This is a genomic window from Marinicella meishanensis, assembly GCF_019931145.1.
Lineage (GTDB): Bacteria > Pseudomonadota > Gammaproteobacteria > Xanthomonadales > Marinicellaceae > Marinicella > Marinicella meishanensis.
This window is the reverse complement of record NZ_JAIOUV010000007.1, coordinates 248,832-274,541: the sequence shown is the minus strand read 5'-3', so window position 1 is coordinate 274,541 and position 25,710 is coordinate 248,832. Positions and strand designations below refer to the sequence as shown.

Here is a 25,710-nt window from a genome sequence, read left to right as displayed (position 1 = left end):
CACCGCATTTGCCTTCGGCTTTTTTGTCGCCGCCGCATTTGCCTTCACCGCATTTGCCTTCGGCTTTTTTGTCGCCGCCGCATTTGCCTTCACCGCATTTGCCTTCGGCTTTTTTGTCGCCGCCGCATTTGCCTTCGCCGCATTTGCCTTCGCCGCATTTGCCTTCGCCTTTCTTGTCGTCACCGCCGCATTTTCCTTCGCCACATTTGCCTTCTCCAGACCCATCGGCTTTGGCAATGCGTCCATCGGCATTTTGGTAACCGTCGGCCAGATCGGTTTGTCCGAATGGATTCTCTGATCCACTCATCAAAGCACCGGCGCCCACGACTGTTACGGCCGCTGCGATGGCTGCATTAACAGGTTTTAATTTAAAGTTTTTCATAAATATTTCCTCCGAGGGAATGAATTAATAGATAAAACACATACTTAATCAGAAAAACAACAGAGCCAGGAACCCCGGAGAGGTGCCTCACTGCCCCTGATTTTCTGACATTATTATAAGCACACAGAGGTGACCACCGACAATAAAATTTATTACAAAAAAAACGCCCAATATTTTCATATTGAGCGTTTTCACACGGTGTTAATAAAATTTTAACGCCTTCATCGACTTCGGTTTAGGTCTTTGATCATGGCAGCCAAGAATCGGGCTGCTTCACCGCCGGTCACTGCCCGGTGGTCGAAGGTCAATGACAAAGGAATGATGCGATGGGCTTCCATACCGCCCAACACCGGAACCACATCATGGCGCAATTTGCCCGCGGCGATGATGGCCACACAAGGTGGGGTGATCACAGGCGTGGCGTAGCGACCGGCATACACCCCGAAATTGGACAACATGATGGTGTAATCTTTCATGTCTTCCGGTGGTATGCTGCGTGATTTGACTTGGTCCTTGATGTGGTTCATGGCTTGACGCACGTCCTCAGGGCCCATGGCATCGCAATTGCGCATGGTGGGGACGAACAAACCGTCTTCGGTGTCCACCGCAATGCCCACATCGACATGGCTGATCAAACGACGCGACAATTTTTCCCCATCAAACCAGGCATTCAAAGTGGGTTCCGCTTGGGCTGCCACCACCAGCGAACGGATCAAGCGGGCGGTGATGTCTTCGCCGGGTTGCCAGTTGTTGATGTCGGCATCGTCCATGATGGTGGTGGGGACCACGTTGGCATGTGAATTTTGCATCACCCGTGCCATGGTGCGGCGAGACCCTTTGATTTGCTGCCAATTGTCGTCGACCACCACTTGAGAGGGGGCGGGGGCGGCTGGCTTGGTCGGCGCATTGGTGGCCGGTGCGGGCTTGGCGGCTGGTGCCGATGCCACTTTGGCTGTGGGCTTGGCCGCTGGTTTGGGATTGGCTGCGGCGGCTTTGACGTCTGAGGGACGGATTACCCCACCTGAGCCAGTGGCTTCAACGGTGCTCAAGTCCACACCCAGTTTTTTCGCCAAGGCACGCACCGCAGGCGCGGCTTTTTTGCCTCCGAAGTCGGTCATGCTGTCGACCACTGCATCAGAAGATTCCATTTGGCCAACCACGGTGCCGATGGCTTCTTCTTTGGCCGCAGGTGCGTCACCGTCTTGATCCAATTCCATCAACACCTGCTCGGCTTCGGCCCGCAATTTGGCCGGCGTGTCCACGTCGTCATTAGCCGCTACGGGCTCTGCGGCACTGCCGTCACCGGTGTCAAACGCAATCAACGGTGATCCGGTGTCGATCACATCGCCTGGCTCACCATACAGTTTGGTCACCACCCCGGCCATGGGGACCGGTACATCAACCACGGCTTTGGCGGTTTCCATGGAAACCATGGGTTGGTCGACCTCGACCGTGTCACCCACTTTGACGTGCCATTCGACAATCTCTGCATCTGGCAAACCTTCGCCCAAATCAGGCAAATTAAATATACTCATGAAACCTCCAAAACTTGGTGAACTTTGTCTAGTATTCTATCAACCGATGGCATGTATTTCTTTTCCAACTTGAACAGCGGCATAACCACATCATAACCGGTCACCCGTTTGACCGGGGCATGCAGGTCATACAGCCCTTGATCGGCCAGGTTGGCGGCGATTTCGGATGACAAGGAGCAGTGCTTGGCTGCTTCCTGGATGATCACACAGCGGCCGGTTTTGGCCACCGATTCATGGATGGTGTCCATGTCCAGTGGGCTGATGGTGGCCACATCGATGATTTCTGCCGAAATGCCTTGTTTGGCCAGCGCATCTGCGGCCTCGATGGTTTCTTTCATCATCGCCCCCCACGTGACCAGGGTCACGTCGGTGCCTTCGCGAATCACGAAACACATGTCCAATGGGTACTCTTCGCCATCGTCTTCCACTTCTTCTTTGTTCAAGTGGTAAACCCGTTTGGGTTCAAAGAACAACACCGGGTCGGGGCTGCGGATGGCTGCCAACAGCAGGCCATAAGCCCGCGAAGGCGAAGAAGGGATCACCACTTTGATGCCCGGCGTGTGGGCAAACATCGCTTCAATGCTTTCTGAGTGGTGTTCGGGGGCGTGAATGCCACCGCCATATGGGGCGCGGATCACCAGGGGACAGGTCAGGCGGCCGCGGGTGCGGTTGCGCATGCGGGCCGCATGACACACAATGTGTTCAAACATGGGAAAGATGAACCCCATGAATTGGGCCTCAGCTACAGGCTTCATGCCTTGGGTGGCCATGCCCACCGTCATGCCTGCGATCATCGCTTCGGCCAGCGGTGTATCGATCACCCGGTCTTCACCAAATCGTTGGGCCAAACCATTGGTGGCGCGGAACACCCCGCCGTTGATGCCCACGTCTTCACCCAACACCACCACGTCTTGGTCGTGTTCCAATTCATGGGCCAGTGCCATTGTCACCGCTTCTACCATCGTCACTTTAGCCATTGGACTTCTCCTCCATTGCCTGCGCATAGGCTTTTTGTTCTGCCAAATCGTGGGGAATTTCTGCGTACATGTGATCAAACATGTCAGCCACGGATAATTGCGATGCGTTGAGGTATTCTTCGACCGCGGCATCGACTTCCACTTTACAGGTGTTGATCAATTGGTTTTCCAGTTGTTCATTCCACTGGCCTTGACTGGTCAGGTACTTGCGCATGCGTTTGATGGGTTCAAACTGTTTGGCATTTTCCACCTCGTCATCTGGGCGATAGCGTGACGCGTCATCGGCCGTGGTGTGGTCACTCAAGCGGTAGGTGATGGCCTCGATCACCGAGGCGCCCTTGCCTTCATAGGCGCGTTTCAAAGCCGCTTTAACGGCGGTGTAAACGGCGATGTAATCATTGCCGTCGACTTGGATTGATGGCAGGCCACCGGCCAAGCCTTTTTGGGCCAGGGTGCGGCCCTGGCTTTGTTTCTTGCGGGGCACGGAGATGGCCCATTGGTTGTTGACAATCATCAACACCATGGGCAATTGGAACGCACTGGCTGCATTGATGGCTTCCAGAAAATCACCTTTGGAGCTGCCACCGTCACCGACCACCGAAACCGCTGCCCGTTTTTCGCCACGCAGTTTGAAAGCCAAGGCGGCACCTGCCGCATGGGTGCATTGGGTGGCAATCGGCACACACCAAGGAAAATCATGGGCCGGGCCCGAAAAGTCACTGCCGCGCTCGTCACCACCCCAGTAAAGCAACACTTCCGATAATTTAACACCGCGGTAGAACTGAGCACCGTACTCTCGATACATGGGGGCAAACACGTCGGCTTCTTGCATCGCCGCCCCGATGCCGATGTGGACCGCTTCGTGGCCCAAACAAGAGGCATAGGTACCCAATTTACCGGTTCTTTGCAACGCCACAGCTTTGGCATCGAAGGTGCGGGTCAAAACCATCAATTCATAGATGGATTTGAGGTGTTCAAAATCGGCGGCAATGGCGGGTTTTTTATCACCGACCAATTCACCATTGGGAGTCAGGTATTGCAGGTAATCAATATTAAATGATGCAACTGTGGTCAATTTCACTCTCCGAAAAAAGTTAGCTAAGGGTGTCGGGCATGCGCTGGTTGAACCGGGTTTAAGGTGGTTCAGACAAATTTTCCAGTTGGCATGCAGATGGAGGACCGGCAGAAGTGTTCCAGGTCGATCAGGTCGAAACCGTGGTCTGCTGTCAAAGTGTCACCCATGATTGTGATTAACCTGATTTGGATCCACAGGCTAAGCGGCCGATATTATATAGGAATGTGACATTTTTATAAATATCTACGGCGCGATATTCTTGGCTTATTTTCTTCTGCCAGTGGGCCAAACCGGGTAAAATGCCCCATTCCATAAAAACAACTTTGAACCCATGGGTATCAAGAAAAACATCAGAAAATTGGAAGAGGGGATTAAGCTGGATGTGTCAGAGCGCAATAACTATGGTGGTTACTTGTGTTTGGACACCTTATTCGCCGCGCAAAAGCCGGTCAGTGACCCGCCGCATCACGATGAAATGCTGTTCATCATCCAACACCAAACTTCAGAATTGTGGCTGAAGCTGATCATCCATGAATTGAATGAAGCGATTCATTGTGTGCAAATCAAACGCTTGGGTCGGGCTTCAAAAATCCTCGCCCGCATCAAGCAGATCCAAAAGCAGTTATTTGAACAGTGGGCGGTGTTGGAGACCCTGACACCCAGCGAGTACATGCAGTTCCGCCATGTGTTGGGCAATGCCTCTGGTTTTCAATCGGTGCACTACCGACAGGTGGAATTTCTGTTGGGCAACAAGAATGAAAAATTGATCAAGGTGTTTCCCGAGGGATCTGAATCCAGAAAAGTGTTGGAGCAGGTGTTGCAGTCTCCCAGCATCTACGACGTGTTCATCAAGCATTTGTATGACGAAGGCTATGCCGTTCCCAAGGATCTGGTGCAGCGGGATTTGCGCCAACCCCATGTGTTTAATGAGGCGTTGATGGCGGTGTTGGTGGAAATTTACCAACGACCCGATCAGCATTGGGCCATGTATGCTTTGTGCGAACAGTTGGTGGATGTGGAACAGTCGTTCCAACAATGGCGCTTTCGCCACATGAAAACGGTGGAACGCATCATCGGCTTCAAGTCCGGCACCGGTGGTTCGTCTGGCGTGAGTTTTTTGAAAAAAGCCTTGGAGTTGACTTTTTTCCCCGAGTTGTTGCGTTTGCGCACGGAGTTGTGAACAGACCCGCCTGGATTTCACATGATGTTGGCGGCACCGTGCCTATGATAAAGGCTTTGCTTGTTGACCGCTTATGAAGTCTGAACCTGCCATTGAAGCCGCCCTGTTTCCCATTCCGGGTATGGTTGCTTTTCCGGGCACTTTGGCGCCATTGCATGTGTTTGAGCCCCGTTATCGGGCCATGATAAAGCATTGTTTGGAACATGATTTGCTGTTGGCCGTCTCCCACACCAAGAAAGCCATTGAGGGATCGGCTGGCAACCAACAACGGGCCAAGTCCACCGCCGACCTGAACAGCAACCTTCAAAGTTATGAATCCCATGAGGTGTTTTCAGCTGGCCCTTGTCAATTGTTAGAAACCACCGCCGATGGCCGCTTGCACGTGGCGGTGCAATTCACCCAACGACTGCGCAAATTGGCAACCGTGCAGCAGGTGCCGTTCCAAATCGTGCGCTGTGAAGCAGTCAATGACCAGTTGCCGGCTTTGAATGACACCGAACTGGCGGCTTTGCTGGCCGATTGTCAGTCCATGGTGGCCCGCATCAGCGAGCATGCCAATGCCGAACTGCATGCCATAGTGATGGCCGATGCCTGGCAACAACTCAGTGCCGAGGCCTTCAGTTACCAAGTGTTCACCTATTTTAAGTTCGAACCGGATTTCATGCAGTCGGTGCTGGAGATTGATCAAGTGGACCAACGCTTGGTCATGATCAAAGCGGGCCTCAGCCGCGCCTTGTGAACCCGCCGTTTACTCGGTGGAATCAAATTGAAATTGTGAAAAGCCAATGTTGGCATAAGTGCCTTCAGGCACCTTGGTTTCGTGTTCTTGCAGCAAGGTTTTCATTTCCGCCTGAAAAGCCCGCATTTTACGGTCGATCAAGCGGTTCACTTCATCATGTCGGCTGTGCGGTATCTTGCTGGAGTAGATCGAGGCCTGATTCAGGTGTTGTTGCTGACTGGTGGCAAACATCTTCTTATAAAATGTTTGGAACAGCCGTTTGGTGGTGACGTCCACTTCTTCGGCCAAATTGGCTTGTTTGATCAGTTGTTGATTCAATGACCGGGCAATGGTGTATTGATTGTCCTTTTTTTCAATCAATTGATTGCTCAGCAGCTCATTGATCACCGCGCGGGCTCGGATGTGGTTGCCGTAGATGTTGTCGATCAAGGTGGTGAGGCTGGCGTGGGTCAGTTGGTTGCTGGTTTGTTTGGCATGTTGCAAGGCCAATATCACCAGGTCCATCTTGTTCAGCACCGCATTGCTGCTGCCGTTTTCGCGATTGAATTCAGCGATCGCCCGGCGGTCAATGCCAGTTTTGACGGCGATGGCCTGGATGGTGGGCTTGAGGTCGGCCTCCTGCAACAATTCTTCGGCGGCTTTGATGTAGGCTTTTTGGATGTTGGCTTTGAATTCTTGGCACTGTAAACCGAATTTTATCACCATTTTACTCACTGGTATCAAGGCTTTTTGCAGCTGCACCAGGTGTCTTTTTTCAGTGTTCATAAAATTTTGCGCGCATATTTGTACGCAATATTATCATGTGTGCCGATTGTTGTAAAATTCATCTCAACCTGTCCGTTGACACATCAGTTTTATCTCATTTCGCAATATGTGAATCGAACAGGGGGAGGTCAAATTTATCTCCAAATAGTGGGTTATTTATTTGCCTACACCAGCGGGGTGATACAGAGTTTTGTGGGTTGACGTTTTCTCTCTGTATTGCCCTTGCTTTATTCTGGTCCCGCAAAATCCCGAACTTTTTCTTGGCTTGGCCTGCTGCTCCTTCGTGTTGTGGTGGCTGCGATGGTCTTTGACAGTGATTTATTTGTCCTGACGCATCGGGTAAAATGGCTGTTTTGTATGGAACACGCCGATGACCGCGCTCAGTGTCAATTTGAATAAAATTGCTTTGCTTCGCAATTCCAGGGGCCGTGATTACCCCAATGTGCTGGCTTATGCCGAAAAATTGATCGGTTTGCAGGTGCATGGTTTGACCGTGCATCCGCGCCAGGATGAACGCCACGCCACCCGCCAGGACACCCGCGATTTGGCCGAATTGTGTCGGCAGCATCCGGCGGTGGAATTCAATGTGGAAGGTTACCCCTCGGCTGAATTCATGGCCCTGATCGCCGAAACCTGCCCCGACCAATGCACCTTGGTGCCCGATGCGCCGGACCAATTGACTTCCGATCACGGTTGGGATTTGACCCAGCATTTGGCCTGGGTCACCGAGTTGGCCGCTGAACTGAAATCCTTGGGGGTGCGCAGTTCTCTGTTTTTGGACCCGCAAGAAGACCAAATCCGCTTGGCTGGCACCACCGGTGTGGACCGCATTGAACTGTACACCGAATCGTACGCCCTGGCCCATGCCCAAGGTGAGCATGCGGCGGTGTTGGCCCGTTACGCGGCCGCCGCCCAGTTGGCTCAGGAATTGGGGCTGGGGGTGAATGCCGGGCATGATTTGGATTTGCACAACCTGGCTGATTTCCTCACCATTCCCCACATTCTCGAGGTGTCCATCGGCCATGCATTGACCGTTGAGTCATTGGAATACGGGGTGGCAGAAGTGATTGCAAGATACCTGAAAATATGCGCTTAATGCAGGCGTTTTTGATGTTATAATTTGGCGCTTTTTTAGCGCAAACGAGAGGCTGGCCGATGCCAAGACAAGATGCTTGGACATGGGCCACTGAAAGAACATGATTACTGTGACTTTGGCTGACGGCAGTCAGCGTAAATACGAAGAGGCTTTGTCTGTGGCTGATGTGGCTGCCGACATTGGACCTGGGTTGGCCAATGCCGCCCTGGCTGCTCGCGTGGATGGCGAGTTGGTTGATTTGTCTTATTTGGTGGACAAAGACATTGATCTGGCCATCGTCACGGGTAATACGGAAGACGGCCTGGAAGTCCTGCGTCACTCATGCGCCCACCTCATGGCCCAAGCCGTACAACGGTTGTTTCCCAAGGTGGAAGTTACCATCGGTCCGGTGATTGAAAACGGCTTTTATTATGATTTCGCCACCCGCGAACCGTTCCACGAAGATGATTTGGCCAAAATCACCGCGGAAATGAAAAAAATCGTCAAAGAAAAGTTGCCAGTAGAGCGCTTTGAAATGTCGCGCAACGAGGCCATCGCTTATTTTGAATCCATCGGTGAAAAATACAAGGCCGAGATCATCCGCGACATCCCCGAAGATGAGGTGCTGTCTTTGTACCGACAAGGTGAATTCACCGATCTGTGCCGGGGGCCGCACGTGCCAGACACCGGCAAACTCAAAGTGTTCAAGTTGATGAGCATTGCCGGGGCATACTGGCGGGGTGACAGCAACAATGAAATGCTGCAGCGGGTTTATGGCACCGCCTGGAACGACAAAAAAGACCTCAAAGAATATCTGCACTTGTTGGAGGAAGCTGAAAAGCGCGACCACCGCAAATTGGGCAAGAAAATGGACCTGTTTCATTTCCAGGAAGAAGCCCCGGGCATGGTCTTTTGGCACAACCGCGGTTGGTCCATTTATCAATCCATCCAACAATACATGCGCAAAAAACTCAACGCGCGTGATTACCTGGAAATCAATACCCCATCGGTGGTGGAATATACCCTGTGGGAAAAATCCGGTCACGCCGATAAATTTGGCGATGACATGTTCAGTGTGGAATCCGAGAATCGCCAGTTCGCGGTGAAGCCGATGAATTGTCCCTGCCACGTGCAGGTGTACAACCAAGGCCTCAAATCCTACCGTGATCTGCCCATTCGCCTGGCCGAATTTGGTTCTTGTCACCGCAACGAGCCCTCAGGTGCTTTGCATGGCCTGATGCGGGTGCGGGGCTTTGTGCAAGACGACGCGCACATCTTCTGTGAAGAAAACCAAATCAGTGCCGAAGTCTCCGAGTTCATCGATTTCCTGCACGAAGTGTATGCCGATTTTGGCTTTAACGACATCATCTACCGCATTTCCACCCGGCCTGAAAAACGCGTCGGCAGCGACGAAGTGTGGGACAAATCTGAAAAAGCCTTGGCCGACGCCCTGGATGCCAAAGGCATTGAGTGGGAAGAGTTGCCAGGTGAAGGCGCTTTTTATGGGCCCAAAATTGAGTTTTCCTTGAAAGACTGTCTGGGTCGGGTGTGGCAATGTGGCACCATTCAAGTGGATTTCTCCATGCCCAACCGCCTGGAAGCGACTTACATCGACGAGCACGGCGAGCGCGTGACCCCAGTCATGTTGCACCGCGCCATCCTGGGATCGTTTGAACGATTCATCGGTATTTTGTTGGAACACCATGCCGGTAACATGCCGCTGTGGTTGGCCCCCACACAGGTGGCGGTGCTGAATATCACCGGACAACAATCGGAATATGCCGAAAAAGTGGGCAAAAAGTTGAAAAATCAGGGTTTTAGAGCGATTTATGACTTGAGAAACGAAAAGATCGGCTATAAAATTCGCCAGCACACTTTGAACAAGACCAACTACTTGGTCATCGTGGGCAATCAAGAGCTGGAAAACAACACCATCACTGTCCGATCACATGATGGTGCAGATCTGGGTTCTATGACCGTCGAAGAACTGCTACAATTGATGCAGCAACAAATCGACGAGAAAAAATAATTGTTTGGAGGATTGACTGATCGCTAAAAATGACAAAGTACGCAGGAACCGACAAATCAGAGTTCCTGAAGTAAGACTGATTGACCAACACGGAGACCAGGTTGGTGTGATTTCAACAGATGAAGCCATGGATCGGGCCATCGGAGCCGGTTTGGACTTGGTGGAAATTTCACCCAAGGCGCAGCCGCCGGTCTGTAAAATCATGGACTATGGTAAGTTCAAATTTGAACAGGCCAAGAAAAATCAGTTGGCCAAAAAGAAACAAAAGAAGGTGCAGTTGAAAGAAGTCAAATTTCGACCCAACACCGAAGAAGCGGATTATCAAGTCAAGCTCAGAAATTTACGCAAATTCATTGGCCAAGGAAACAAGGTCAAAGTGACGATCATGTTCCGAGGACGTGAATTGGCACACAGAGACATCGGTTCGGACATGTTGGACCGACTGGAAGACGATTTACAGGATGAAGTGGTTGTTGAACAACGACCAGCGAAAATGGAAGGTCGATTCATGATCATGTTGTTGGCGCCCAAGCCCAACAAGTGAGCATGGAACAACAGGTTTAAATCCCTTAAAAATAACTAGCTGACCAGCGAGTCAAGGTTGAACAAAGCCGCAGAGGCCTGCCTCTGAATTGGCTACTTGCTGGAGTATATAAATAAATACAGGAGGGCATCATGCCTAAAATGAAAACCAAAAAAGGCGCGGCCAAGCGCTTTCGTAAGACCGCGTCCGGCTTCAAAAGAAAGCACGCGTTCAGAAGTCACATCTTGACCAAGATGAGTACCAAACGTAAACGCAACCTGCGTGGCACCAGCATGGTCCACGAAGCTGATGAAGCATCAGTGAAAAGATTACTGCCTTACGCTTAATTAAAGGAGACACATCATGGCAAGAGTTAAAAGAGGCGTCCAAGCACGCAGAAGACACAAAAAAATCCTGAAACTGGCGAAAGGTTACTACAACGCCCGCCGCAAAATTTACCGCGTAGCGAAACAGGCCGTCATCAAAGCCGGTCAGTACGCTTACCGCGACCGCAAAGCCAGAAAAAGAACATTTCGTGCTTTGTGGATCACCCGCATCAACGCCGGTGCCCGCAACAACGGCATGAGCTATTCACGATTTATCAACGGCTTGAAAAAAGCTGATATCTCTTTGGATCGCAAAGTGCTGGCTGACATGGCTGTTCACGACAAAGCAGGTTTCGCAGCTGTCGTGGAACAAGCCAAAGCAGCACTGGCTTAATGTCACCTGGCCTTTCAGGCCGTGACAATGCAACACTGAAGGGCAATCAGCGGTGACGCTGATTGCCTTTTTTTTACCACCCAAAAAACACCCAATCGACATCAACAGAGAATTAAAGTGAGTGATTTGAAACAACTCTTGGCCGCTGGCTTGGGCCAAATCGAACAGGCAGAATCCGTCCAGGCGCTGGACGAGGTGCGGGTCCATTACCTGGGCCAGAAAGGCACTGTGACCACCCAATTGAAACAACTGGGTCAACTGCCACCGGAAGACCGCAAACAAGCGGGGCAACAGATCAATGAAGTGAAAACCCAGTTGTTTGCCGCCATTCAAGAGAAAAAAACCACGCTGATGCAGGCCGAGTTGAATCAAAAACTGATGGCCGAAGCGGTCGACGTCACTTTACCGGGACGGCAACAGGCGGCCGGTGGTGTGCATCCGGTGACCCGCACCATGCAACGCATCATCGACCTGTTCTCACAAGTCGGTTTTGATGTGGTGACCGGGCCAGAAATTGAAGATGATTTCCACAATTTCGAAGCCTTGAATTTTCCGGCCCACCATCCGGCCCGGGCCATGCACGACACATTTTATTTTCCCGACGGCCACTTGTTGCGAACCCACACCTCGCCGGTGCAGATTCGGGCCATGAAAACCATGCAGCCGCCGATCAAAATCATTGCCCCAGGCAAGGTGTATCGCAGCGACTCAGACCAGACCCATACCCCGATGTTTCATCAGGTGGAAGGCTTGGTGATTGGTGAGGACGTTACATTCACTTCCTTGAAAGGGGTGTTGAATCAATTCGTTAACGCGTTTTTTGAAGACGATTTGCAAATTCGCCTCAGGCCATCTTACTTCCCTTTCACTGAACCGTCGGCAGAAGTGGACGTGGAATGGAAAAAGGACGATGGCAGCATTGATTGGTTGGAGGTGTTGGGTTGTGGCATGGTGCACCCCAATGTGCTGCGTTCCGGTGGCATTGATCCGGAAAAATACACCGGCTTCGCGTTTGGCTTGGGTGTTGAGCGATTCGCCATGTTGCGTTATGGGGTGCAGGACTTGCGCAACTTCTTTGAAAACGACCTGGCCTTTTTACAACAATTCTCAGACGCAGGAGCCAAACCATGAAATTCAGTGAACAGTGGTTACAAGAGTGGGTGACTGACACCGGCACCACCGAGACCTTGATGGAACAATTGACCATGCTGGGCTTGGAAGTGGACGGGGTGGAACCGGCCGCCGGTGCATTTACCGGTGTGGTGGTGGCTGAAATCAAAACCTGTGAACCGCACCCCAATGCCGACAAACTCAAAGTCTGTCAAGTGGCTGCCGGTGGTGATGAGCTGCAGATTGTCTGTGGTGCGCCCAATGCCCGGGTTGGTTTGAAAACCGCCTTATCGACCATTGGTGCGGTGTTGCCCGGCAAAACGCCAGGCGAGGTGTTCAACATCAAAAAATCTGAATTGCGTGGTGTGGTTTCCCATGGCATGCTGTGTTCAGAAGTGGAATTGGGCATCAGTCAGGAAAGCGATGGCATCATGGAATTGCCAGCCGATGCGCCGGTGGGCGCCGATTTGCGTGATTACATGCAATTGGCTGACCAGCTCATCGATGTGGATTTGACTCCCAACCGGGCCGATTGCTTTTGTCTGCGCGGGGTGGCCCGAGAAGTGGCCACGTTGAATCAATTGGCGGTGAATGAACCGGCAGAACAAGCCGTGGCCGAAACCACCGACATGGTGATGGACATTGATTTACAGGCCCCGGCACAATGCCCCATCTATGGCAGTCGCATCATCAAAGGCATCGACAACACCCAAGTTACGCCTTTGTGGATGAAGGAAAAATTGCGCCGCAGTGGCCTCCGCTCGATCCACCCAGTGGTCGATGTGACCAATTACGTGATGTTGGAGTTGGGGCAGCCGATGCATGCCTTTGATTTGCATCAGATTGAAGGCGGCATTGTGGTGCGCATGGCCAAAGACGGCGAACAGTTGCAGTTGTTGGATGAAAGTGAAGCCACCTTGACCCCGGAATTCTTGGTCATTGCCGATCAACAAAAAGCCTTGGCTGTGGCCGGGGTGATCGGTGGCTTGGACAGCGGGGTGTCAGCCGCCACCCAGGACATCATCCTGGAAGCGGCTTATTTTGATCCCGCCACCATCATGGGTAAATCGCGCAAATTGGGGGTCCACACCGAATCTGGCTTGCGTTTTGAACGGGGCGTGGATTGGGATCTTCAAGAGCGTGCCTTGCACCGGGCCACTGAGCTGATCACTGAAATTTGTGGTGGTCAGGTGGCACCGATCAAAGTGGCCAAAGAGACCGCACACATTCCCCAACAACAAACCATCCGGTTGACCCGAGATCACTTGCTCAAAGTGCTGGGTTTTGCTGTGGCTGACGAACAAGTGAGTCAAATCTTGACTGCTTTGGGTATCGACAACCAATTCGATGGCCAAACCTGGACCGCGACTTCACCGTCTTGGCGTTTTGACCTGGCCATCGCTGAGGATTTGATCGAAGAAGTGGTGCGGGTGGTAGGTTACGATCAGATGCCGGCGCATCGCCTGGCTTCGACCGATGCCATTCGGGTGATTCCTGAAGCCATTCGCCAATGGCGCCACCTGAAGCAACAGCTCAGTGATTTGTCCTACCAGGAAGTGATCAATTATTCATTTGTGGGTGAGAAACAACTGACTGCCTTGGGTTTGGATCAAGACGTGTTCGCCTTGGCCAATCCTTTGAATCAAGACATGGCGGTGATGCGCACGCATTTGTTGCCCGGCATATTGGCCAACATCAAAGCCAATCTGGCCCGCCAAAACCATGATTTGGCCTTGTTCGAACTGGGTAAAGTGTTCAGCAAGTCGACCGAAATCCAACAAGAAGATGTGTTGTTGCTGGCGAAAACCGGTCAACAAGCCCCCGAACAATGGGGCATTCATGGTCAAAAAGTCGACTTTTTCACCCTCAAAGGTGATGTCGAGAGCTTGTTGGCAGCGGTGCCGGGTGAATTGACCTTCACACCATCGGCTTTGGCCCATTTACATCCTGGGCGACAAGCCGCGGTCCACCTCAATGGTCAAGTGGTTGGGCATGTGGGGCAAGTACACCCCTCAATGGTGCAAAAAATGAAGATCAAGCAAGAGGTTTATGTGGCAGAATTTGCCATGAATGACATCCAACACATGGTTTTGCCACAATGGCAGTCGGTGTCGAAATTTCCATCGGTGCGCCGCGATTTGGCGGTGGTGATCCGCGATGCAATCAGTTGGTCAGAGGTGGCAAATGCCGTGAAATCAAGCCTGGGTGACGATCAAGGGCTGCTCAATGAGCTGTGTTTGTTTGATGTGTACAAAGGTGACAATATTGAAAAAGGATACAAAAGTCTCGCCATGGCTATGATTTTTCAGGAAAAAAATCGAACTTTAGAAGATAAAGAAGTGGACAAACTGGTATCAAAAGCGGTATCCTTTTTAGCGGAACAGTTAAACGCAGAAATCAGATCATGACACAAACGGTGACCAAGACTGACCTGGCCGAGATTCTTTATATGGAAGTGGGCCTGAACAAACGCGAAGCAAGCGAGTTCATCAGTGTGTTTTTTGAAACCATCAAAGCCCAGTTACTGGCGGGTCATGGTGTGAAGCTTTCTGGATTTGGAAACTTTGAACTGAGAGATAAGAAGTCGAGACCCGGCAGAAACCCCAAAACGCTGGAAGAAATTCCTATTTCAGCCAGAAGGGTGGTGGCTTTCAAGCCCGGTCAAAAATTGAGGAATACGATAGAAACCTATGCTGGATCAAGGCCACAATAAGTCCCTGCCTCCCATTCCCGCAAAACGATATTTCACCATCGGTGAAGTGTCCACTTTGTGCGATGTGAAACAGCACGTGTTGCGCTACTGGGAGAATGAGTTTGACAACCTGAATCCAGTCAAACGTCGGGGCAATCGTCGGTATTATCAGCGCAATGACGTGATGATGATACGGCAGATCCGCAGCCTGTTGTATGATCATGGCTACACCATCTCCGGTGCCCGCCAAAAACTCAATGGTAAAGTCTCAGAAAAAGAAGCCAGTAAGTCCTATCAAGTCATCCAACAGACGCGCGTAGAACTGGAAGAAATCCTGGAACTCCTGAAGTAATTCCAACGTTTTAAATTCCTTTCTTTTTCACTTGGTGATTCTGATCTTTGTGTTAGAATACGCCTTCTGTTTCGGAGCGTAGCGCAGCCTGGTAGCGCACCACAATGGGGTTGTGGGGGTCGGAGGTTCGAATCCTCTCGCTCCGACCATTTTCAGACTTTCCATGAACCGCCGTCACCCAGTCCTTGGGCAGACATTGGGTTCAAAAGTAATCTTTGCCGTCTTTGCCTTCGCCACCACCGTTGTTGGGGTCATTGCCCGGATCGTTGTCGGTGTTGTTGTCGGTCTGGTCAGCAGGTGCCTGATTGTTGGCTTGTTTTTGCTGATCTTGGTCTTTGTTGTCTTCTGTTCCTGGCATGATGCTGCTCCTGTAGATTAATAAACTAATGGCTGTGTTCAGCCCAGAAACCCATCATAGGCCAGCCTGGAGGCTGGCTCAATGGCTGTCCCTGGATTTTTTGTGGACATGTCACAGTGTGTGAATTTGTTCACATTAAGGCACGCCATTCATTTTCAGCGCCTGTGGGTGCGTTGAGGCCATCGATGCCAAGCGATCAGCAGCAGCAAAACCACATACATCAGGTTCCAAACGATGCCTTGGTCATGGGTCAGGTGGGTGTACATGGCGCCGAGCATGATGCCGATCAAACCCACGGCTGCATAAGCAGACCATTTGGGCCACAACAAACCGATCGCCCCCAGTGTTTCGAGCACAGCAATCAGATACAAGAAGCCTTCGGTATAACCCCATCGGGCGAATCTTGAGACCCAACCAGGATCAAAAAACTTGGGGATGGCCGACAGCAAAAACAAAGCAGCAACCAGGGCCGAGATGACCCAAATCGATGCATTCAACACACGTTCTTTGTTCATGGCATGATCCTCTTTCGATGACAGGGAATTAAGATTGAAGCATGCCGGCCCAAAGACCACAAGCGCCAGGACAAAAGCCTGACAGTTTCCTGACAATTCCTGGAGCGGCATGTTTGATACAGATCAGACCGATCTTTGCTCTGATTATCGTTTCAATCGGCTGGCATGATTGTTATAATCGCGCCTCAAAGACCATCCCAGCAAACCATGGTTCGAACATTGACTTTTGAACGGGGTTGTTTGGGCAACAAATCAATCAATTGGAGACTTCAATGAAATCACCCGTCCGAGTCGTGGTGACTGGCGCTGCCGGTCAAATTGGCTACCAACTGCTGTTCAGAATTGCTGCAGGAAACATGCTGGGTCCAGACCAACCCGTCATTTTGCACTTGTTGGAAATCCCACCGGCGATGAATGCCGTACAGGGTGTGGTGATGGAGTTGGAAGACTGTGCCTTCCCACTGCTGCATGGGGTGGTGGCCACCGATGACGCCAATGTCGCCTTTAAAGACGCCGACTATGCCTTGTTGGTTGGTGCCATGCCACGAGGTCCTGGGATGGAGCGCAGCGACCTGTTGCAAGCCAACGCCAAAATTTTCTCGGTACAAGGTCAGGCCATCAATGACCATGCCGCCAAAGACATCAAAGTCCTGGTGGTGGGTAATCCAGCCAACACCAATGCCTTGATCGCCCAACAAAACGCACCGGACATCAACCCCGCTCAGTTCACCGCCATGACCCGCTTGGATCACAACCGGGCTTTGGCCCAACTGGCCAGCAAATTCGGGGTGCAAACCGATGGCATCACCAGCATGACCATTTGGGGCAACCACTCATCGACCCAGTATCCTGATGTGTCGCAAGTGAAACTCAATGGCGCGCCCTTGTCGGAAGTGGACCAAGATTGGTACGTCAATGACTTCATTCCAACCGTGCAACAACGCGGCGCGGCGATCATCAAAGCCCGTGGCGCCTCATCGGCCGCTTCGGCTGCCTCATCGGCCATTGACCACATGCGCAACTGGGCACTGGGCACCAACGACGGTGACTGGGTGTCCATGGCCATCCCATCCGATGGCAGCTATGGCGTGGCACCTGGGGTGATCTTTTCTTACCCCGTGACCTGTGCCAATGGCGAATACCAGATTGTGCAGGACCTGCCAGTCAGTGAGTTTTCCCAAGCCCGCATCGATGCCACGGAAGCCGAGTTGCGTGAAGAGCGCGCCGCAGTGGAACACCTGTTCTGAACCGGGGCCCAAACCGAAACCAACAGCCGCTTCTGATGAAGCGGCTTTTTTGTGCCCAAAACTGGGCCTTGCGGTTGATGCAAAGCCCCAGCTGAACCGGTATAATTCACTTTTTTTTCGAGGATTGCCCCATGATCAGTGCCAACATTCCACAAACCCCAGCGGTCAGCAACGAGCCGATCAGAGCCTATCGGCCTGGCACCGAAGAAACCCAAGCCCTGCAACAAGTGATGGATCACATGGCCGCCCAACAGGCCGACATCCCTTGTTATATTGGTGGTGATGAGGTGCGCACTGGGGTGACCGAAGCGGTGGTGATGCCACACGATCATCAGCACATCTTGGGCCAAGCCCATGCCGGTGGGGCGAACGAGTTGAATGCCGCGGCCGATGCCGCCATCGCCGCCCAACACGAGTGGGCCAACTTGCCCTGGCAATCGCGCGCAGCGGTGTTCTTGAAAGCCGCCGATTTGATTGCCGGACCCTACCGCAATATCATCAATGCCGCCACCATGCACGGGCAATCGAAAAACTGCTTCCAAGCCGAAATAGATTCGGCCTGTGAATTGATCGACTTTTTGCGTTTCAATGCTTATTTTTATGAGCAAATCATGAGCCAACAGCCGATTTCTTCACCCGGCGTGTGGAACCAATTGGATTGGCGGCCCTTGGAAGGCTTTGTGTTGGCCATTACCCCGTTCAATTTCACTGCCATCGCCGGTAACTTACCCGCCACGCCAGCGATGTTGGGAAACACCGTGGTGTGGAAACCATCGGGCACCCAAATGCTGAGCGCCTCGGTGATCATGGAAGTGTTCAAAGCCGCTGGTCTGCCTGATGGTGTGATCAATATGGTGGCCGCCGATGGTCCCGTGGCCGGTGCCGCTTTGTTGCCAAGACCTGAACTGGCCGGTGTGCATTTCACCGGCTCCACCCCCACCTTCCAGCACATTTTTGCTGAGGTCGGTGCCAACATTGGCCGCTACCATTCGTATCCGCGATTGGTGGGCGAAACCGGCGGCAAAGATTTCGTGTTTGCCCATGAATCTTCGGACCCTGAAGCCGTGGCCACGGCCTTGTCACGTGGTGCTTTTGAGTACCAAGGTCAGAAATGTTCGGCCGCCTCGAGGGCCTACATCCCCGCATCGATGTGGGGTGAGGTCAAAGACCGGCTGGTGGCTGACATCCAATCCTTCAAAATGGGCAGCACCCGTGATTTCAGTAACTTCATCAATGCCGTGATTGACGAGCGTTCATTTGACAAGATTAAGTCCTACGTGGATTTTGCCGCCCAAGCCAGCGATGCCGAAATCATCGTTGGTGGTGGTTGTGACAAATCAGCGGGTTATTTCATTGAACCCACCGTGATTGTCACCAGCAACCCGCAATTCAAAACCATGCAAGAAGAAATTTTTGGCCCGGTGTTGACCATTTATGTTTATGACGAGGCCGCTTTTGAAGCCACGTTGGATTTGTGTGATCAAGGCTCTATTTACGCTTTGACCGGCGCCATCTTTGCCCAAGACCGCTACCTGATCAGTCACATGACCGATCGCCTGCGCCATGCCGCCGGTAACTTCTACATCAATGACAAGCCCACCGGTGCGGTGGTCGGTCAACAACCCTTTGGTGGTGGCCGCGCCTCGGGCACCAACGACAAAGCCGGCAGTGCCTTGAACCTGTACCGTTGGTTGTCACCGAGAACCATTAAGGAGACCTTTGTCCCTCCCACGGATTACCGTTATCCGTTTTTGGGCTGATTGCCCTCGGTAGACTCACCAAGAAGGCCGCTTGATGCGGCCTTTTTTATTCCCGTCATTATCCGGCTTGACCGGATAATCCAGGTTGAATACATCGAATGATTGGTGTGAATTCAATACAACGAAACATCACCTGCCTGGATCCCCGGGTCGCCTCCATGGATGGAGGTGTGTCGTGAGAGCAGGATGCGGAAACGACCGAGCCCAAGGATGACAGAATTAAGTATTACCGGCAACACCCAGTCAGTGTGGGCAAAGTGGCAGGTTTGGCCGTTGTCACCCACCGATTACCGCTATCCATTTTTGGGCTGATTGCCCTCGGTGGACTGAGCAAGAAGGCCGCTTAATGCGGCCTTTTTTATTGCCGTCATTATCCGGCTTGACCGGATAATCCAGGTTGAATACATCGAATGATTGGTGTGAATTCAATATAACGAAACATCACCTGCCTGGATCCCCGGGTCGCCTCCATGGATGGAGGTGTGTCGTGAGAGCAGGATGCGGAAACGACCGAGCCCGAGGATGACAGAATTAAGTATTACCGGCAACACCCAGTCAGGGTGGGCAAAGTGGCAGGTTTGGCCGTTGCCACCCACCGATTACCGCCATCAATTTTTGGGCTGATTGCCCTCGGTGGACTGACCAAGAAGGCCGCTTGATGCGGCCTTTTTTTGCTCAAAGCTGTTTGGCTTGATAACCGGGCAAATAAATGGGTTCACATCGATGGGCCTCATCCAGCCAGCTTTTGACAAGGGGGCGCTCCAGCAAAGCCTGCACCCAAGTTTGTACATGGGGACAGTCATCGGGGACGGCCAAGTGGCTGGTGAGGCGCAACACGGTGGGTAATAACGCGATGTCGGCCAATGAATACGCGCCGACCAAGTACAAGCCTTGGTGTTGTTGGATGCCCTGTTCCCATAAGCCATAGAGCCATTCAGCCTGTTGGGTTTCACTGCTTGAAAGGGTCTTCTTGTGGGGATAAAAAGCACTTTCAAATGACAGGGCAGGGCAAACCTGACCCAAGCCGGCGTGCTGCCAGGCCACCCATGACCGCACCTGGGCCCTGGCTGATAAACGAGTCGGTAACAGCTCACCTGTACCCAACTCATTGGCGTATTCCATGATCGCCAATGAATCGTGGATCACGACCCCATCATCGACCAACACCGGCACCGCTGCTGGCGGTGAGAGGCGACCGATTTCGGCCAAGTTGCGCCAGCGTTGTGGCCGCCTGATGTCAACAATGACCTCTTCAAATTCGATGGCTTGTTCTTGCAGCGCCAACCAAGCCCTGAAAGCCCAGCTGGAGGCATTGCGGGTGCCTGAGTAAAGCACGCGGTGATGGGTGGTGATCATAATGGGCTCCTGATGAATGGTTTGGCCCATGATAGCCGCATCAAGCTTAACAAACGCTGCAAAACAAATACAAAGGTGTATGCTAAACTGCAAAATAGTCAAAATAATGCAGCAAAATGATGGATGCCATCGACAAAAAGATTTTGCGGGCCATTCAGGTCAACAGCCGGCAATCCTCCCAAGCATTGGGTGAACAAATCGGCCTGTCGGCCACGTCCTGTCAACGGCGCTTGAAAAAACTGCGGGCAGCTGGGGTCATCGCCAAAGAAGTGGCGGTGTTGGATGGTGCGCAACTGGACCAGTTCGTGACCATCCTGGTGGAGGTCATCATCAAACAAGGCAGTTCTGCCAACCTGAGCCGCTTCAAACGAAACATGCGCTCACACCCCGCGGTGCAACAGTGTTATTACGTGACCGGCACACATGACTTTGTGCTGGTCATCACTGCCAGCAGCATGCTGGCGTATGAAAAACTCACCTATGAATTGTTTTTTGCCGACGAACTGGTGCAGAAATTCCATTCCACAGTGGTGATGGAAAATGTCAAACTTGGCTTGAGCTTACCCGTCTGATCGGCGGCTGTTCAATTCGTGAGGTGGTTTCCCTCTGGGGCCTTCAGCGCCACGTGCCTCAGTCTCAAGACTCCGGCAGCACCCAGTCAGGGCGGGCAAAGTGGCAGGTGTAACCGTTGGGGATGCGTTCCAAATAATCCTGGTGCTCCGGTTCGGCCTCCCAGAAATCACTGGCTGCTGAAACCTTGGTGACCACTTTCCCCGGCCACAAACCCGAGGCGTCGACGTCCTGAATGGTTTTCAAGGCCACCTCTTTTTGCGCTTGAGAGGTGTAAAAAATTTCCGAACGGTAAGAGTCGCCGATGTCATTGCCCTGGCGGTCAACCGTGGTGGGGTCATGGATTTGAAAGAAAAAAGCCAGGATGTCCCGATATGTGATGACGGCCGGGTCAAACAGGATCTCAATGGCTTCGGCATGGCCGTCGTGGTTGCGGTAGGTGGCGTTTTCAACCGCACCTCCGGTGTAGCCAACCCGGGTGTCTTGGACCCCGTCCATTTTGCGAATCAAATCTTGCATGCCCCAAAAGCAGCCCCCGGCCAACACCGCGCGTTCAGTGGTCATAGGAAATCCCCTTGTCAGTGGTCAAAATCCAATTATAAGGTCGGCTGCACCAAATAAAAGTAAAAATACGGCATGACCTCATAACAATTGCTCATGGCTCCTGGTCAGTCATTGGTTGATGCAAGCAGGCCGAGCCGTCGCGCCATTCACTGCTTGAGATGTTGGGCGTGGTAGGCGATGTGGTCTTCAATGAAGCTGGCGATGAAGTAATAGCTGTGGTCATAGCCGGCTTGTCGTCGCAGTTCCAATGGGTGGTCGTGTTCGGCACAGACCGCTTCCAACAAGTGCGGTTGTAGGTATTCATCCAAGAATTCGTCGTCGGTGCCTTGATCCACGAACAAAGGGACTTTGGGGGCGCCTTGTTGAATCAGTGCCACCGTGTCATACTGCCGCCATTGGTCGCGATCTTCGCCCAAGTAGCCACTAAATGCTTTGACTCCCCATTGATTTTGCATCGGTGCCACGATCGGTGAGAAGGCGCTGACTGAGCGGTAGCGGTCGGCGTTTTTCAGGGCGATGGTCAAAGCGCCATGACCACCCATGGAATGGCCAAAGATGGACCGTTGGTCAGGCTGCACCGGGAAGTGCTGTTCGATTAAAACCGGTAATTCATGCACCACATAGTCATACATTTGATAATTTTGCGACCAAGGTTCGGCGGTGGCATTGAGGTAAAATCCGGCACCTGAACCAAAGTCGTAACTGTCATTTTCACCAGCAAAGCCCAGATTCCTGGGGCTGGTGTCCATACTCACCAGGGCGATGCCATGCTGGGCGGCAAACCGTTGGGCGCCGGCTTTGATCATGAAATTCTCTTCGGTGCAGGTCAGCCCCGACAAAAAATACAGCACCGGGACAGGCTGTTTCTCGGCTTGGGGCGGTAAATAAACCGCAAAGGTCATGGGGCATTGGTTGACCCTTGAATTGTGTTGGTGGAACGTCAAGGTGCCGCCGTGCAAGCGGGTTTGGCTGTTACAGGTGGGTGGGGTTATTATCATGGGTACTGGGGGTTGAAAATTGTTGATAAAAATGGGCTTTGGCCGCCTGGTATTGGGCTTTGTCGTCGGGGTATGGGTTGTGCAATGCCAGCTTGAGCTGGTTCAATTCAGCGCGCAAGGCGGGGTCGCGATTCATGGCAGCCACAAACCGCAGGTGTGGCTTGATGCTGGGGTGTCCTGCTTGGTATATGTGTAAATGCACCTTGCGCCGGGCTTTGTGGTAATAAGCCCGGCCGGGTAAACCATATTCACCGCGAAATTCATAGCCCAGTGTCTTGAGTGGCTGGTGTTGGTCGATGAGCGCTGCCAAATCGGGCGTGACGCCCAGAATGTACAGGCAATCTTTGGCATACAATCCAGCAACTGCGGTGGAGTCGATGTGATGCAACTGCAAAGCGTTGCCACAAGCGGACCGAATGGCCGACATTTCACGTTGGCATTCTGAGGACCAGGTGGTTTTTGGAGAACTTAAATACATGCCAGACCAGAGTCTTTGATCAAAGCTGCTCAATCAAAGGTAATCACGCTGCGGATGCCGTTGCCCTCATGCATCAAGTCGAAAGCCCGGTTGATGTCGTTCAACGGCATGGTGTGGGAAACGAATTCGTCGACTTTCAGTTCCCCAGCCAGGTATTGATCAACCATGCCGGGTAACTGACTGCGGCCTTTGACTCCGCCAAAAGCGGTGCCGCGCCACACCCGACCGGTGACCAATTGAAAGGGGCGGGTGGCGATCTCTTGCCCGGCTCCAGCCACACCAATGATGACCGATTCACCCCAACCTTTGTGACAGCATTCCAAGGCTGAGCGCATCAATTCCACATTGCCCACACATTCAAAGGAGTAATCGACCCCACCATCGGTCAAATCCACCAGCACTTCTTGAATGGGGCGATCGTGGTCTTTGGGGTTAACGAATTCGGTGGCGCCCATCTGCCTGGCAAATTCAAATTTATCGGGGTTGATGTCCACCCCAATGATGCGGCTGGCCCCGGCCATCACCGCGCCTTGGATCACGCCACAGCCAATGCCCCCCAAACCGAATACGGCGACGGTGGCTCCGGGCTCGACTTGGGCGGTATTGAGCACTGCCCCCACGCCGGTGGTGATGCCACATCCCAACAAACAGACTTTGTCCAAGGGGGCTTGGCGGTTGATCTTGGCCAAGGCAATTTCTGGCACAATGGCGTATTCGGCAAAGGTTGAGGTGCCCATGTAATGGTGAATTGTGCGCCCATTGTGTGACAAGCGCGAAGTGCCATCGGGCATCAGGCCTTGTCCTTGGGTGGCTCGAATCGCCTGGCACAGGTTGGTTTTACCTGAGGAACAGAAATTGCATTCGCCACATTCGGGCGTGTACAAAGGAATCACATGATCATCGACCGCCACTGAAGTCACCCCGGCACCCAATTCAACCACCACAGCACCGCCTTCATGGCCCAGCACCGATGGAAACAGACCTTCTGGGTCAGCACCAGACAAAGTGTAGGCGTCGGTGTGGCAGACACCGGTGGCGACCAGTTTGATCATCACTTCACCGGCTTGGGGGCCGTCAATGTCAATGGTTTCAATGGACAGGGGTTGGCCGGCTTCCCAGGCCACAGCGGCTTGCATTTTCATGGTGGTGTCATCGCGTTAAAAAAAACCATGATAGCACAAGACCCCGGTTCATAATCGACGCAGCACAATGTGCCATTGGGTGGGGCCATCGGCGTAAACCACCCAGGGGGCAAAACCCACTTTTTCATGGGCCCGCAGTGAGCGGGTGTTGTGACTGGCGATTTCAGTGATCAGAAAGGGGAAGTGCCCCTTTAATCCGGCACAAAGGTGTTCATACAAGGCCCCAAACACGCCTTGCGAGCGCCAGGCTTTGGCCACACAGACTTGCCCCATGATGACGAATTGATCGGCGTTGATGGGCCGTCCATGCCATTGGGCTTGTTCGATTTGTTGGAACATGGGGGTCAATGCCGGGATGCGGGCTTCCCAGTGGGGCGCCATGACCAAGGCATAGCCAATGACCTGATCACCCAGTTTGGCGATGCTGTGGGGGTGGGGGCTGTTCATGGCTTGTAACAAAGCCAAGTCGTGCTGCAGGGTGACAAACCCCTGGTCTTGGGCTTCATCTTGGCTGATGTGTGCGGGCAAGTTTTGGGCCTGTAAATCCAGGATGCCTTGCAAGTCGCCGGTGGTCTTGGCTGCGGTGTATATGGGCTGTTGCTCCGGTGCTGACATCGGTCCCATCACATGTGACAATCGTCATCAGGGCAGGGCAGGTGCTCTACCTGAATGGTGGTGTGGTGGATGTCAAATTGCTCATGCAACACGGATTTGATTTGTTTCAACACATCGGTTTCGGTTTGCCATTCATCCACTTGCACGTGTAAGGTCATCAAATTGATGTCGGCCGTCAACGACCAGGTGTGGATATGGTGCACATCGATGACCGCTTCAACCCGTTGCATCAAGGCATCTTTGACTGCGGCTTCGGGAATGGACTCCGGCGCGCCTTCGATCAAAATGTGGGCGGATTTTTTCACCACCTGCCAACCCGAGCGGACGATCAACAAGGCCACCAACAGCGACAACACGGGATCGGCCCAGTGCCAGCCAAACGCCATGATCAGCAAAGCCGCCAGAATCGCCGCCACCGAACCCAACAGATCGCCCATGACGTGAATCATGGCTGATTTTAAGTTGAGGTTGTCATGGTCACCGCCGCTGAGGATTTTGAACACCAGCAGATTGACCAACAAGCCCAGTACCGCAATCACCAGCATCGGTGTGGCCATCACGCTCACCGGTTGCAAGAAACGTGCAATGGCTTCATACACGATCCATGCCGCAATCATTAATAAGGTCAGGCCATTGACAAAAGCCGCCAGGATTTGAAACCGGTGATAGCCGAAACTGCGTGTTTGATCCGCCTCGCGTTCGCTGAATTTAAAGGCCAGCCAAGACAATAACAAAGCCACGCCGTCACTGAGCATGTGACCGGCATCGGCCAACAAGGCCAATGATCCTGACAGCAGACCACCGATGACTTCGGCCAACATGAAGCCAAAGGTCAGGACCATGGCCCACAACACCCGGGCCTTGTTGTCCTGATTCACCGCCACGCTGTGGTCATGGTGGTGATCGTTTCCGCCGTGGTCATGGTGTTTGCTGTGGTGGTGGCCCATGCTGAC

The 25,710-nt window shown here is 52.6% G+C and carries 28 protein-coding genes and 1 tRNA gene; 15 read left to right on the top strand and 14 right to left on the bottom strand.

Annotation, left to right across the window (positions count from 1 at the left end):
* From K7G70_RS18110 to pdhA, 4 genes are all read right to left on the bottom strand, one after another.
* Nucleotides 1-307: HvfA family oxazolone/thioamide-modified RiPP metallophore (locus tag K7G70_RS18110; protein ID WP_431310027.1), on the bottom strand; the 307-nt coding region annotated here is incomplete at its 3' end.
* 296 nt (nt 308-603) lie between these two features.
* Complete coding sequence (locus K7G70_RS18020) at nt 604-1,917, bottom strand: dihydrolipoamide acetyltransferase family protein (RefSeq protein ID WP_305067296.1); 1,314 nt, start codon at nt 1,915-1,917, stop codon at nt 604-606.
* Nucleotides 1,914-2,894: an alpha-ketoacid dehydrogenase subunit beta gene (locus tag K7G70_RS13530; RefSeq protein WP_223789189.1), complete on the bottom strand. Its 981-nt coding sequence runs from the start codon at nt 2,892-2,894 to the stop codon at nt 1,914-1,916. The genes K7G70_RS18020 and K7G70_RS13530 overlap by 4 nt, the downstream gene beginning before the upstream one ends.
* Nucleotides 2,887-3,969 carry a pyruvate dehydrogenase (acetyl-transferring) E1 component subunit alpha gene (pdhA, locus tag K7G70_RS13525; protein ID WP_223789188.1) on the bottom strand — a complete coding sequence of 361 codons (1,083 nt, stop codon included), beginning with the start codon at nt 3,967-3,969 and terminating at the stop codon, nt 2,887-2,889. Before pdhA ends, K7G70_RS13530 begins: the two co-directional genes overlap by 8 nt.
* A gap of 331 nt (nt 3,970-4,300) precedes the next feature.
* Between pdhA and K7G70_RS13520 the strand changes: the two genes are divergently transcribed.
* Together K7G70_RS13520 and K7G70_RS13515 are read left to right on the top strand one after the other, a co-directional pair.
* Entirely contained in the window at nt 4,301-5,149 is an 849-nt protein-coding gene (locus K7G70_RS13520) for a tryptophan 2,3-dioxygenase (protein ID WP_223789187.1), read from the top strand.
* Nucleotides 5,150-5,222: 73 nt separating this feature from the next.
* Nucleotides 5,223-5,888 carry an LON peptidase substrate-binding domain-containing protein gene (locus tag K7G70_RS13515; RefSeq protein ID WP_223789186.1) on the top strand — a complete coding sequence of 222 codons (666 nt, stop codon included), beginning with the start codon at nt 5,223-5,225 and terminating at the stop codon, nt 5,886-5,888.
* A gap of 9 nt (nt 5,889-5,897) precedes the next feature.
* Here K7G70_RS13515 and K7G70_RS13510 read toward each other — a convergent pair whose 3' ends face one another.
* On the bottom strand, nt 5,898-6,653 hold the full coding sequence (locus K7G70_RS13510; protein ID WP_223789185.1) for a hypothetical protein: 756 nt from the start codon (nt 6,651-6,653) through the stop codon (nt 5,898-5,900).
* Between the two features lie 370 nt (nt 6,654-7,023).
* Here K7G70_RS13510 and K7G70_RS13505 point away from each other — a divergent pair, with 370 nt between their 5' ends.
* From K7G70_RS13505 to K7G70_RS13460, 10 genes are all read left to right on the top strand, one after another.
* On the top strand, nt 7,024-7,749 hold the full coding sequence (locus K7G70_RS13505) for a pyridoxine 5'-phosphate synthase (protein ID WP_223789184.1): 726 nt from the start codon (nt 7,024-7,026) through the stop codon (nt 7,747-7,749).
* 100 nt (nt 7,750-7,849) lie between these two features.
* Nucleotides 7,850-9,757, top strand: a complete 1,908-nt coding sequence (gene thrS / locus K7G70_RS13500) for a threonine--tRNA ligase (protein ID WP_223789183.1) — start codon at nt 7,850-7,852, stop codon at nt 9,755-9,757.
* Nucleotides 9,758-9,773: 16 nt separating this feature from the next.
* A complete protein-coding gene (gene infC, locus K7G70_RS13495) occupies nt 9,774-10,301 on the top strand; it encodes a translation initiation factor IF-3 (RefSeq protein WP_255590162.1) in 528 nt (175 codons plus the stop codon).
* Nucleotides 10,302-10,432: 131 nt separating this feature from the next.
* A complete protein-coding gene (gene rpmI / locus K7G70_RS13490; protein WP_223789182.1) occupies nt 10,433-10,627 on the top strand; it encodes a 50S ribosomal protein L35 in 195 nt (64 codons plus the stop codon).
* Between the two features lie 16 nt (nt 10,628-10,643).
* Complete coding sequence (gene rplT / locus K7G70_RS13485) at nt 10,644-11,000, top strand: 50S ribosomal protein L20 (RefSeq protein WP_223789181.1); 357 nt, start codon at nt 10,644-10,646, stop codon at nt 10,998-11,000.
* A gap of 117 nt (nt 11,001-11,117) precedes the next feature.
* A complete protein-coding gene (gene pheS, locus K7G70_RS13480; RefSeq protein WP_223789180.1) occupies nt 11,118-12,131 on the top strand; it encodes a phenylalanine--tRNA ligase subunit alpha in 1,014 nt (337 codons plus the stop codon).
* Complete coding sequence (pheT, locus tag K7G70_RS13475) at nt 12,128-14,518, top strand: phenylalanine--tRNA ligase subunit beta (RefSeq protein WP_223789179.1); 2,391 nt, start codon at nt 12,128-12,130, stop codon at nt 14,516-14,518. The genes pheS and pheT overlap by 4 nt, the downstream gene beginning before the upstream one ends.
* Nucleotides 14,515-14,823 (top strand): integration host factor subunit alpha, encoded by a 309-nt coding sequence (locus K7G70_RS13470; RefSeq protein WP_223789178.1) that lies wholly within the window; start codon nt 14,515-14,517, stop codon nt 14,821-14,823. Before pheT ends, K7G70_RS13470 begins: the two co-directional genes overlap by 4 nt.
* Nucleotides 14,801-15,154 carry a MerR family transcriptional regulator gene (locus K7G70_RS13465; RefSeq protein WP_223789177.1) on the top strand — a complete coding sequence of 118 codons (354 nt, stop codon included), beginning with the start codon at nt 14,801-14,803 and terminating at the stop codon, nt 15,152-15,154. Before K7G70_RS13470 ends, K7G70_RS13465 begins: the two co-directional genes overlap by 23 nt.
* A 72-nt stretch (nt 15,155-15,226) precedes the next feature.
* Nucleotides 15,227-15,303, top strand: a tRNA-Pro gene (locus K7G70_RS13460).
* Between the two features lie 53 nt (nt 15,304-15,356).
* On the opposite strand, the gene K7G70_RS13455 is transcribed toward K7G70_RS13460, so the two are convergent.
* Together K7G70_RS13455 and K7G70_RS13450 are read right to left on the bottom strand one after the other, a co-directional pair.
* Nucleotides 15,357-15,512 (bottom strand): hypothetical protein, encoded by a 156-nt coding sequence (locus K7G70_RS13455; RefSeq protein ID WP_223789176.1) that lies wholly within the window; start codon nt 15,510-15,512, stop codon nt 15,357-15,359.
* Nucleotides 15,513-15,667: 155 nt separating this feature from the next.
* Complete coding sequence (locus tag K7G70_RS13450; protein ID WP_223789175.1) at nt 15,668-16,027, bottom strand: DoxX family protein; 360 nt, start codon at nt 16,025-16,027, stop codon at nt 15,668-15,670.
* Between the two features lie 272 nt (nt 16,028-16,299).
* Here K7G70_RS13450 and K7G70_RS13445 point away from each other — a divergent pair, with 272 nt between their 5' ends.
* Nucleotides 16,300-17,274 carry a malate dehydrogenase gene (locus tag K7G70_RS13445; RefSeq protein WP_223789174.1) on the top strand — a complete coding sequence of 325 codons (975 nt, stop codon included), beginning with the start codon at nt 16,300-16,302 and terminating at the stop codon, nt 17,272-17,274.
* Between the two features lie 131 nt (nt 17,275-17,405).
* The gene (gene pruA / locus K7G70_RS13440; RefSeq protein ID WP_223789173.1) at nt 17,406-19,034 is read left to right on the top strand and encodes an L-glutamate gamma-semialdehyde dehydrogenase; all 1,629 of its coding nucleotides are present in this window, start codon (nt 17,406-17,408) and stop codon (nt 19,032-19,034) included.
* A 675-nt stretch (nt 19,035-19,709) separates the two neighbouring features.
* Here the strand turns inward: pruA and K7G70_RS13435 are convergent.
* Nucleotides 19,710-20,390, bottom strand: coding sequence for a glutathione S-transferase family protein (locus tag K7G70_RS13435; protein ID WP_223789172.1), 681 nt, complete (start codon nt 20,388-20,390; stop codon nt 19,710-19,712).
* A gap of 116 nt (nt 20,391-20,506) precedes the next feature.
* On the opposite strand from K7G70_RS13435, the gene K7G70_RS13430 reads away from it, so the two are divergent.
* Nucleotides 20,507-20,962 carry an Lrp/AsnC family transcriptional regulator gene (locus tag K7G70_RS13430; protein WP_223789171.1) on the top strand — a complete coding sequence of 152 codons (456 nt, stop codon included), beginning with the start codon at nt 20,507-20,509 and terminating at the stop codon, nt 20,960-20,962.
* Nucleotides 20,963-21,026: 64 nt separating this feature from the next.
* Here K7G70_RS13430 and msrA read toward each other — a convergent pair whose 3' ends face one another.
* The 6 genes from msrA to K7G70_RS13400 all read right to left on the bottom strand — a co-directional run bounded on the left by msrA (nt 21,027) and on the right by K7G70_RS13400 (nt 25,704).
* On the bottom strand, nt 21,027-21,524 hold the full coding sequence (msrA, locus tag K7G70_RS13425) for a peptide-methionine (S)-S-oxide reductase MsrA (RefSeq protein ID WP_223789170.1): 498 nt from the start codon (nt 21,522-21,524) through the stop codon (nt 21,027-21,029).
* A gap of 146 nt (nt 21,525-21,670) precedes the next feature.
* Nucleotides 21,671-22,522 (bottom strand): S-formylglutathione hydrolase, encoded by an 852-nt coding sequence (gene fghA, locus K7G70_RS13420; protein WP_223789169.1) that lies wholly within the window; start codon nt 22,520-22,522, stop codon nt 21,671-21,673.
* Nucleotides 22,497-23,000 (bottom strand): GrpB family protein, encoded by a 504-nt coding sequence (locus tag K7G70_RS13415; RefSeq protein WP_223789168.1) that lies wholly within the window; start codon nt 22,998-23,000, stop codon nt 22,497-22,499. Before K7G70_RS13415 ends, fghA begins: the two co-directional genes overlap by 26 nt.
* 29 nt (nt 23,001-23,029) lie before the next feature.
* The gene (locus tag K7G70_RS13410; RefSeq protein ID WP_223789167.1) at nt 23,030-24,142 is read right to left on the bottom strand and encodes an S-(hydroxymethyl)glutathione dehydrogenase/class III alcohol dehydrogenase; all 1,113 of its coding nucleotides are present in this window, start codon (nt 24,140-24,142) and stop codon (nt 23,030-23,032) included.
* 48 nt (nt 24,143-24,190) lie between these two features.
* Entirely contained in the window at nt 24,191-24,757 is a 567-nt protein-coding gene (locus K7G70_RS13405) for a GNAT family N-acetyltransferase (protein ID WP_223789166.1), read from the bottom strand.
* A gap of 8 nt (nt 24,758-24,765) precedes the next feature.
* Nucleotides 24,766-25,704 (bottom strand): cation diffusion facilitator family transporter, encoded by a 939-nt coding sequence (locus tag K7G70_RS13400; RefSeq protein ID WP_223789165.1) that lies wholly within the window; start codon nt 25,702-25,704, stop codon nt 24,766-24,768.
* Nucleotides 25,705-25,710: the final 6 nt, after the last annotated feature.

Coding starts and splice junctions, on each gene's coding strand:
- K7G70_RS13430 (WP_223789171.1), top strand. CDS start 20,507: ATGATGGATGCCATCGACAAAAAGATTTTGCGGGCCATTCAGGTCAAC.
- K7G70_RS13510 (WP_223789185.1), bottom strand. CDS start 6,653: ATGAACACTGAAAAAAGACACCTGGTGCAGCTGCAAAAAGCCTTGATA.
- pheT (WP_223789179.1), top strand. CDS start 12,128: ATGAAATTCAGTGAACAGTGGTTACAAGAGTGGGTGACTGACACCGGC.
- K7G70_RS13450 (WP_223789175.1), bottom strand. CDS start 16,027: ATGAACAAAGAACGTGTGTTGAATGCATCGATTTGGGTCATCTCGGCC.
- K7G70_RS13415 (WP_223789168.1), bottom strand. CDS start 23,000: ATGTATTTAAGTTCTCCAAAAACCACCTGGTCCTCAGAATGCCAACGT.
- K7G70_RS13410 (WP_223789167.1), bottom strand. CDS start 24,142: ATGAAAATGCAAGCCGCTGTGGCCTGGGAAGCCGGCCAACCCCTGTCC.
- K7G70_RS13465 (WP_223789177.1), top strand. CDS start 14,801: ATGCTGGATCAAGGCCACAATAAGTCCCTGCCTCCCATTCCCGCAAAA.
- K7G70_RS13455 (WP_223789176.1), bottom strand. CDS start 15,512: ATGCCAGGAACAGAAGACAACAAAGACCAAGATCAGCAAAAACAAGCC.
- K7G70_RS13400 (WP_223789165.1), bottom strand. CDS start 25,704: ATGGGCCACCACCACAGCAAACACCATGACCACGGCGGAAACGATCAC.
- K7G70_RS13505 (WP_223789184.1), top strand. CDS start 7,024: ATGACCGCGCTCAGTGTCAATTTGAATAAAATTGCTTTGCTTCGCAAT.
- K7G70_RS18020 (WP_305067296.1), bottom strand. CDS start 1,917: ATGAGTATATTTAATTTGCCTGATTTGGGCGAAGGTTTGCCAGATGCA.
- K7G70_RS13445 (WP_223789174.1), top strand. CDS start 16,300: ATGAAATCACCCGTCCGAGTCGTGGTGACTGGCGCTGCCGGTCAAATT.
- thrS (WP_223789183.1), top strand. CDS start 7,850: ATGATTACTGTGACTTTGGCTGACGGCAGTCAGCGTAAATACGAAGAG.
- K7G70_RS13435 (WP_223789172.1), bottom strand. CDS start 20,390: ATGATCACCACCCATCACCGCGTGCTTTACTCAGGCACCCGCAATGCC.
- rplT (WP_223789181.1), top strand. CDS start 10,644: ATGGCAAGAGTTAAAAGAGGCGTCCAAGCACGCAGAAGACACAAAAAA.
- pruA (WP_223789173.1), top strand. CDS start 17,406: ATGATCAGTGCCAACATTCCACAAACCCCAGCGGTCAGCAACGAGCCG.
- K7G70_RS13515 (WP_223789186.1), top strand. CDS start 5,223: ATGAAGTCTGAACCTGCCATTGAAGCCGCCCTGTTTCCCATTCCGGGT.
- K7G70_RS13530 (WP_223789189.1), bottom strand. CDS start 2,894: ATGGCTAAAGTGACGATGGTAGAAGCGGTGACAATGGCACTGGCCCAT.
- K7G70_RS13470 (WP_223789178.1), top strand. CDS start 14,515: ATGACACAAACGGTGACCAAGACTGACCTGGCCGAGATTCTTTATATG.
- K7G70_RS13520 (WP_223789187.1), top strand. CDS start 4,301: ATGGGTATCAAGAAAAACATCAGAAAATTGGAAGAGGGGATTAAGCTG.
- rpmI (WP_223789182.1), top strand. CDS start 10,433: ATGCCTAAAATGAAAACCAAAAAAGGCGCGGCCAAGCGCTTTCGTAAG.
- K7G70_RS13405 (WP_223789166.1), bottom strand. CDS start 24,757: ATGTCAGCACCGGAGCAACAGCCCATATACACCGCAGCCAAGACCACC.
- msrA (WP_223789170.1), bottom strand. CDS start 21,524: ATGACCACTGAACGCGCGGTGTTGGCCGGGGGCTGCTTTTGGGGCATG.
- fghA (WP_223789169.1), bottom strand. CDS start 22,522: ATGATAATAACCCCACCCACCTGTAACAGCCAAACCCGCTTGCACGGC.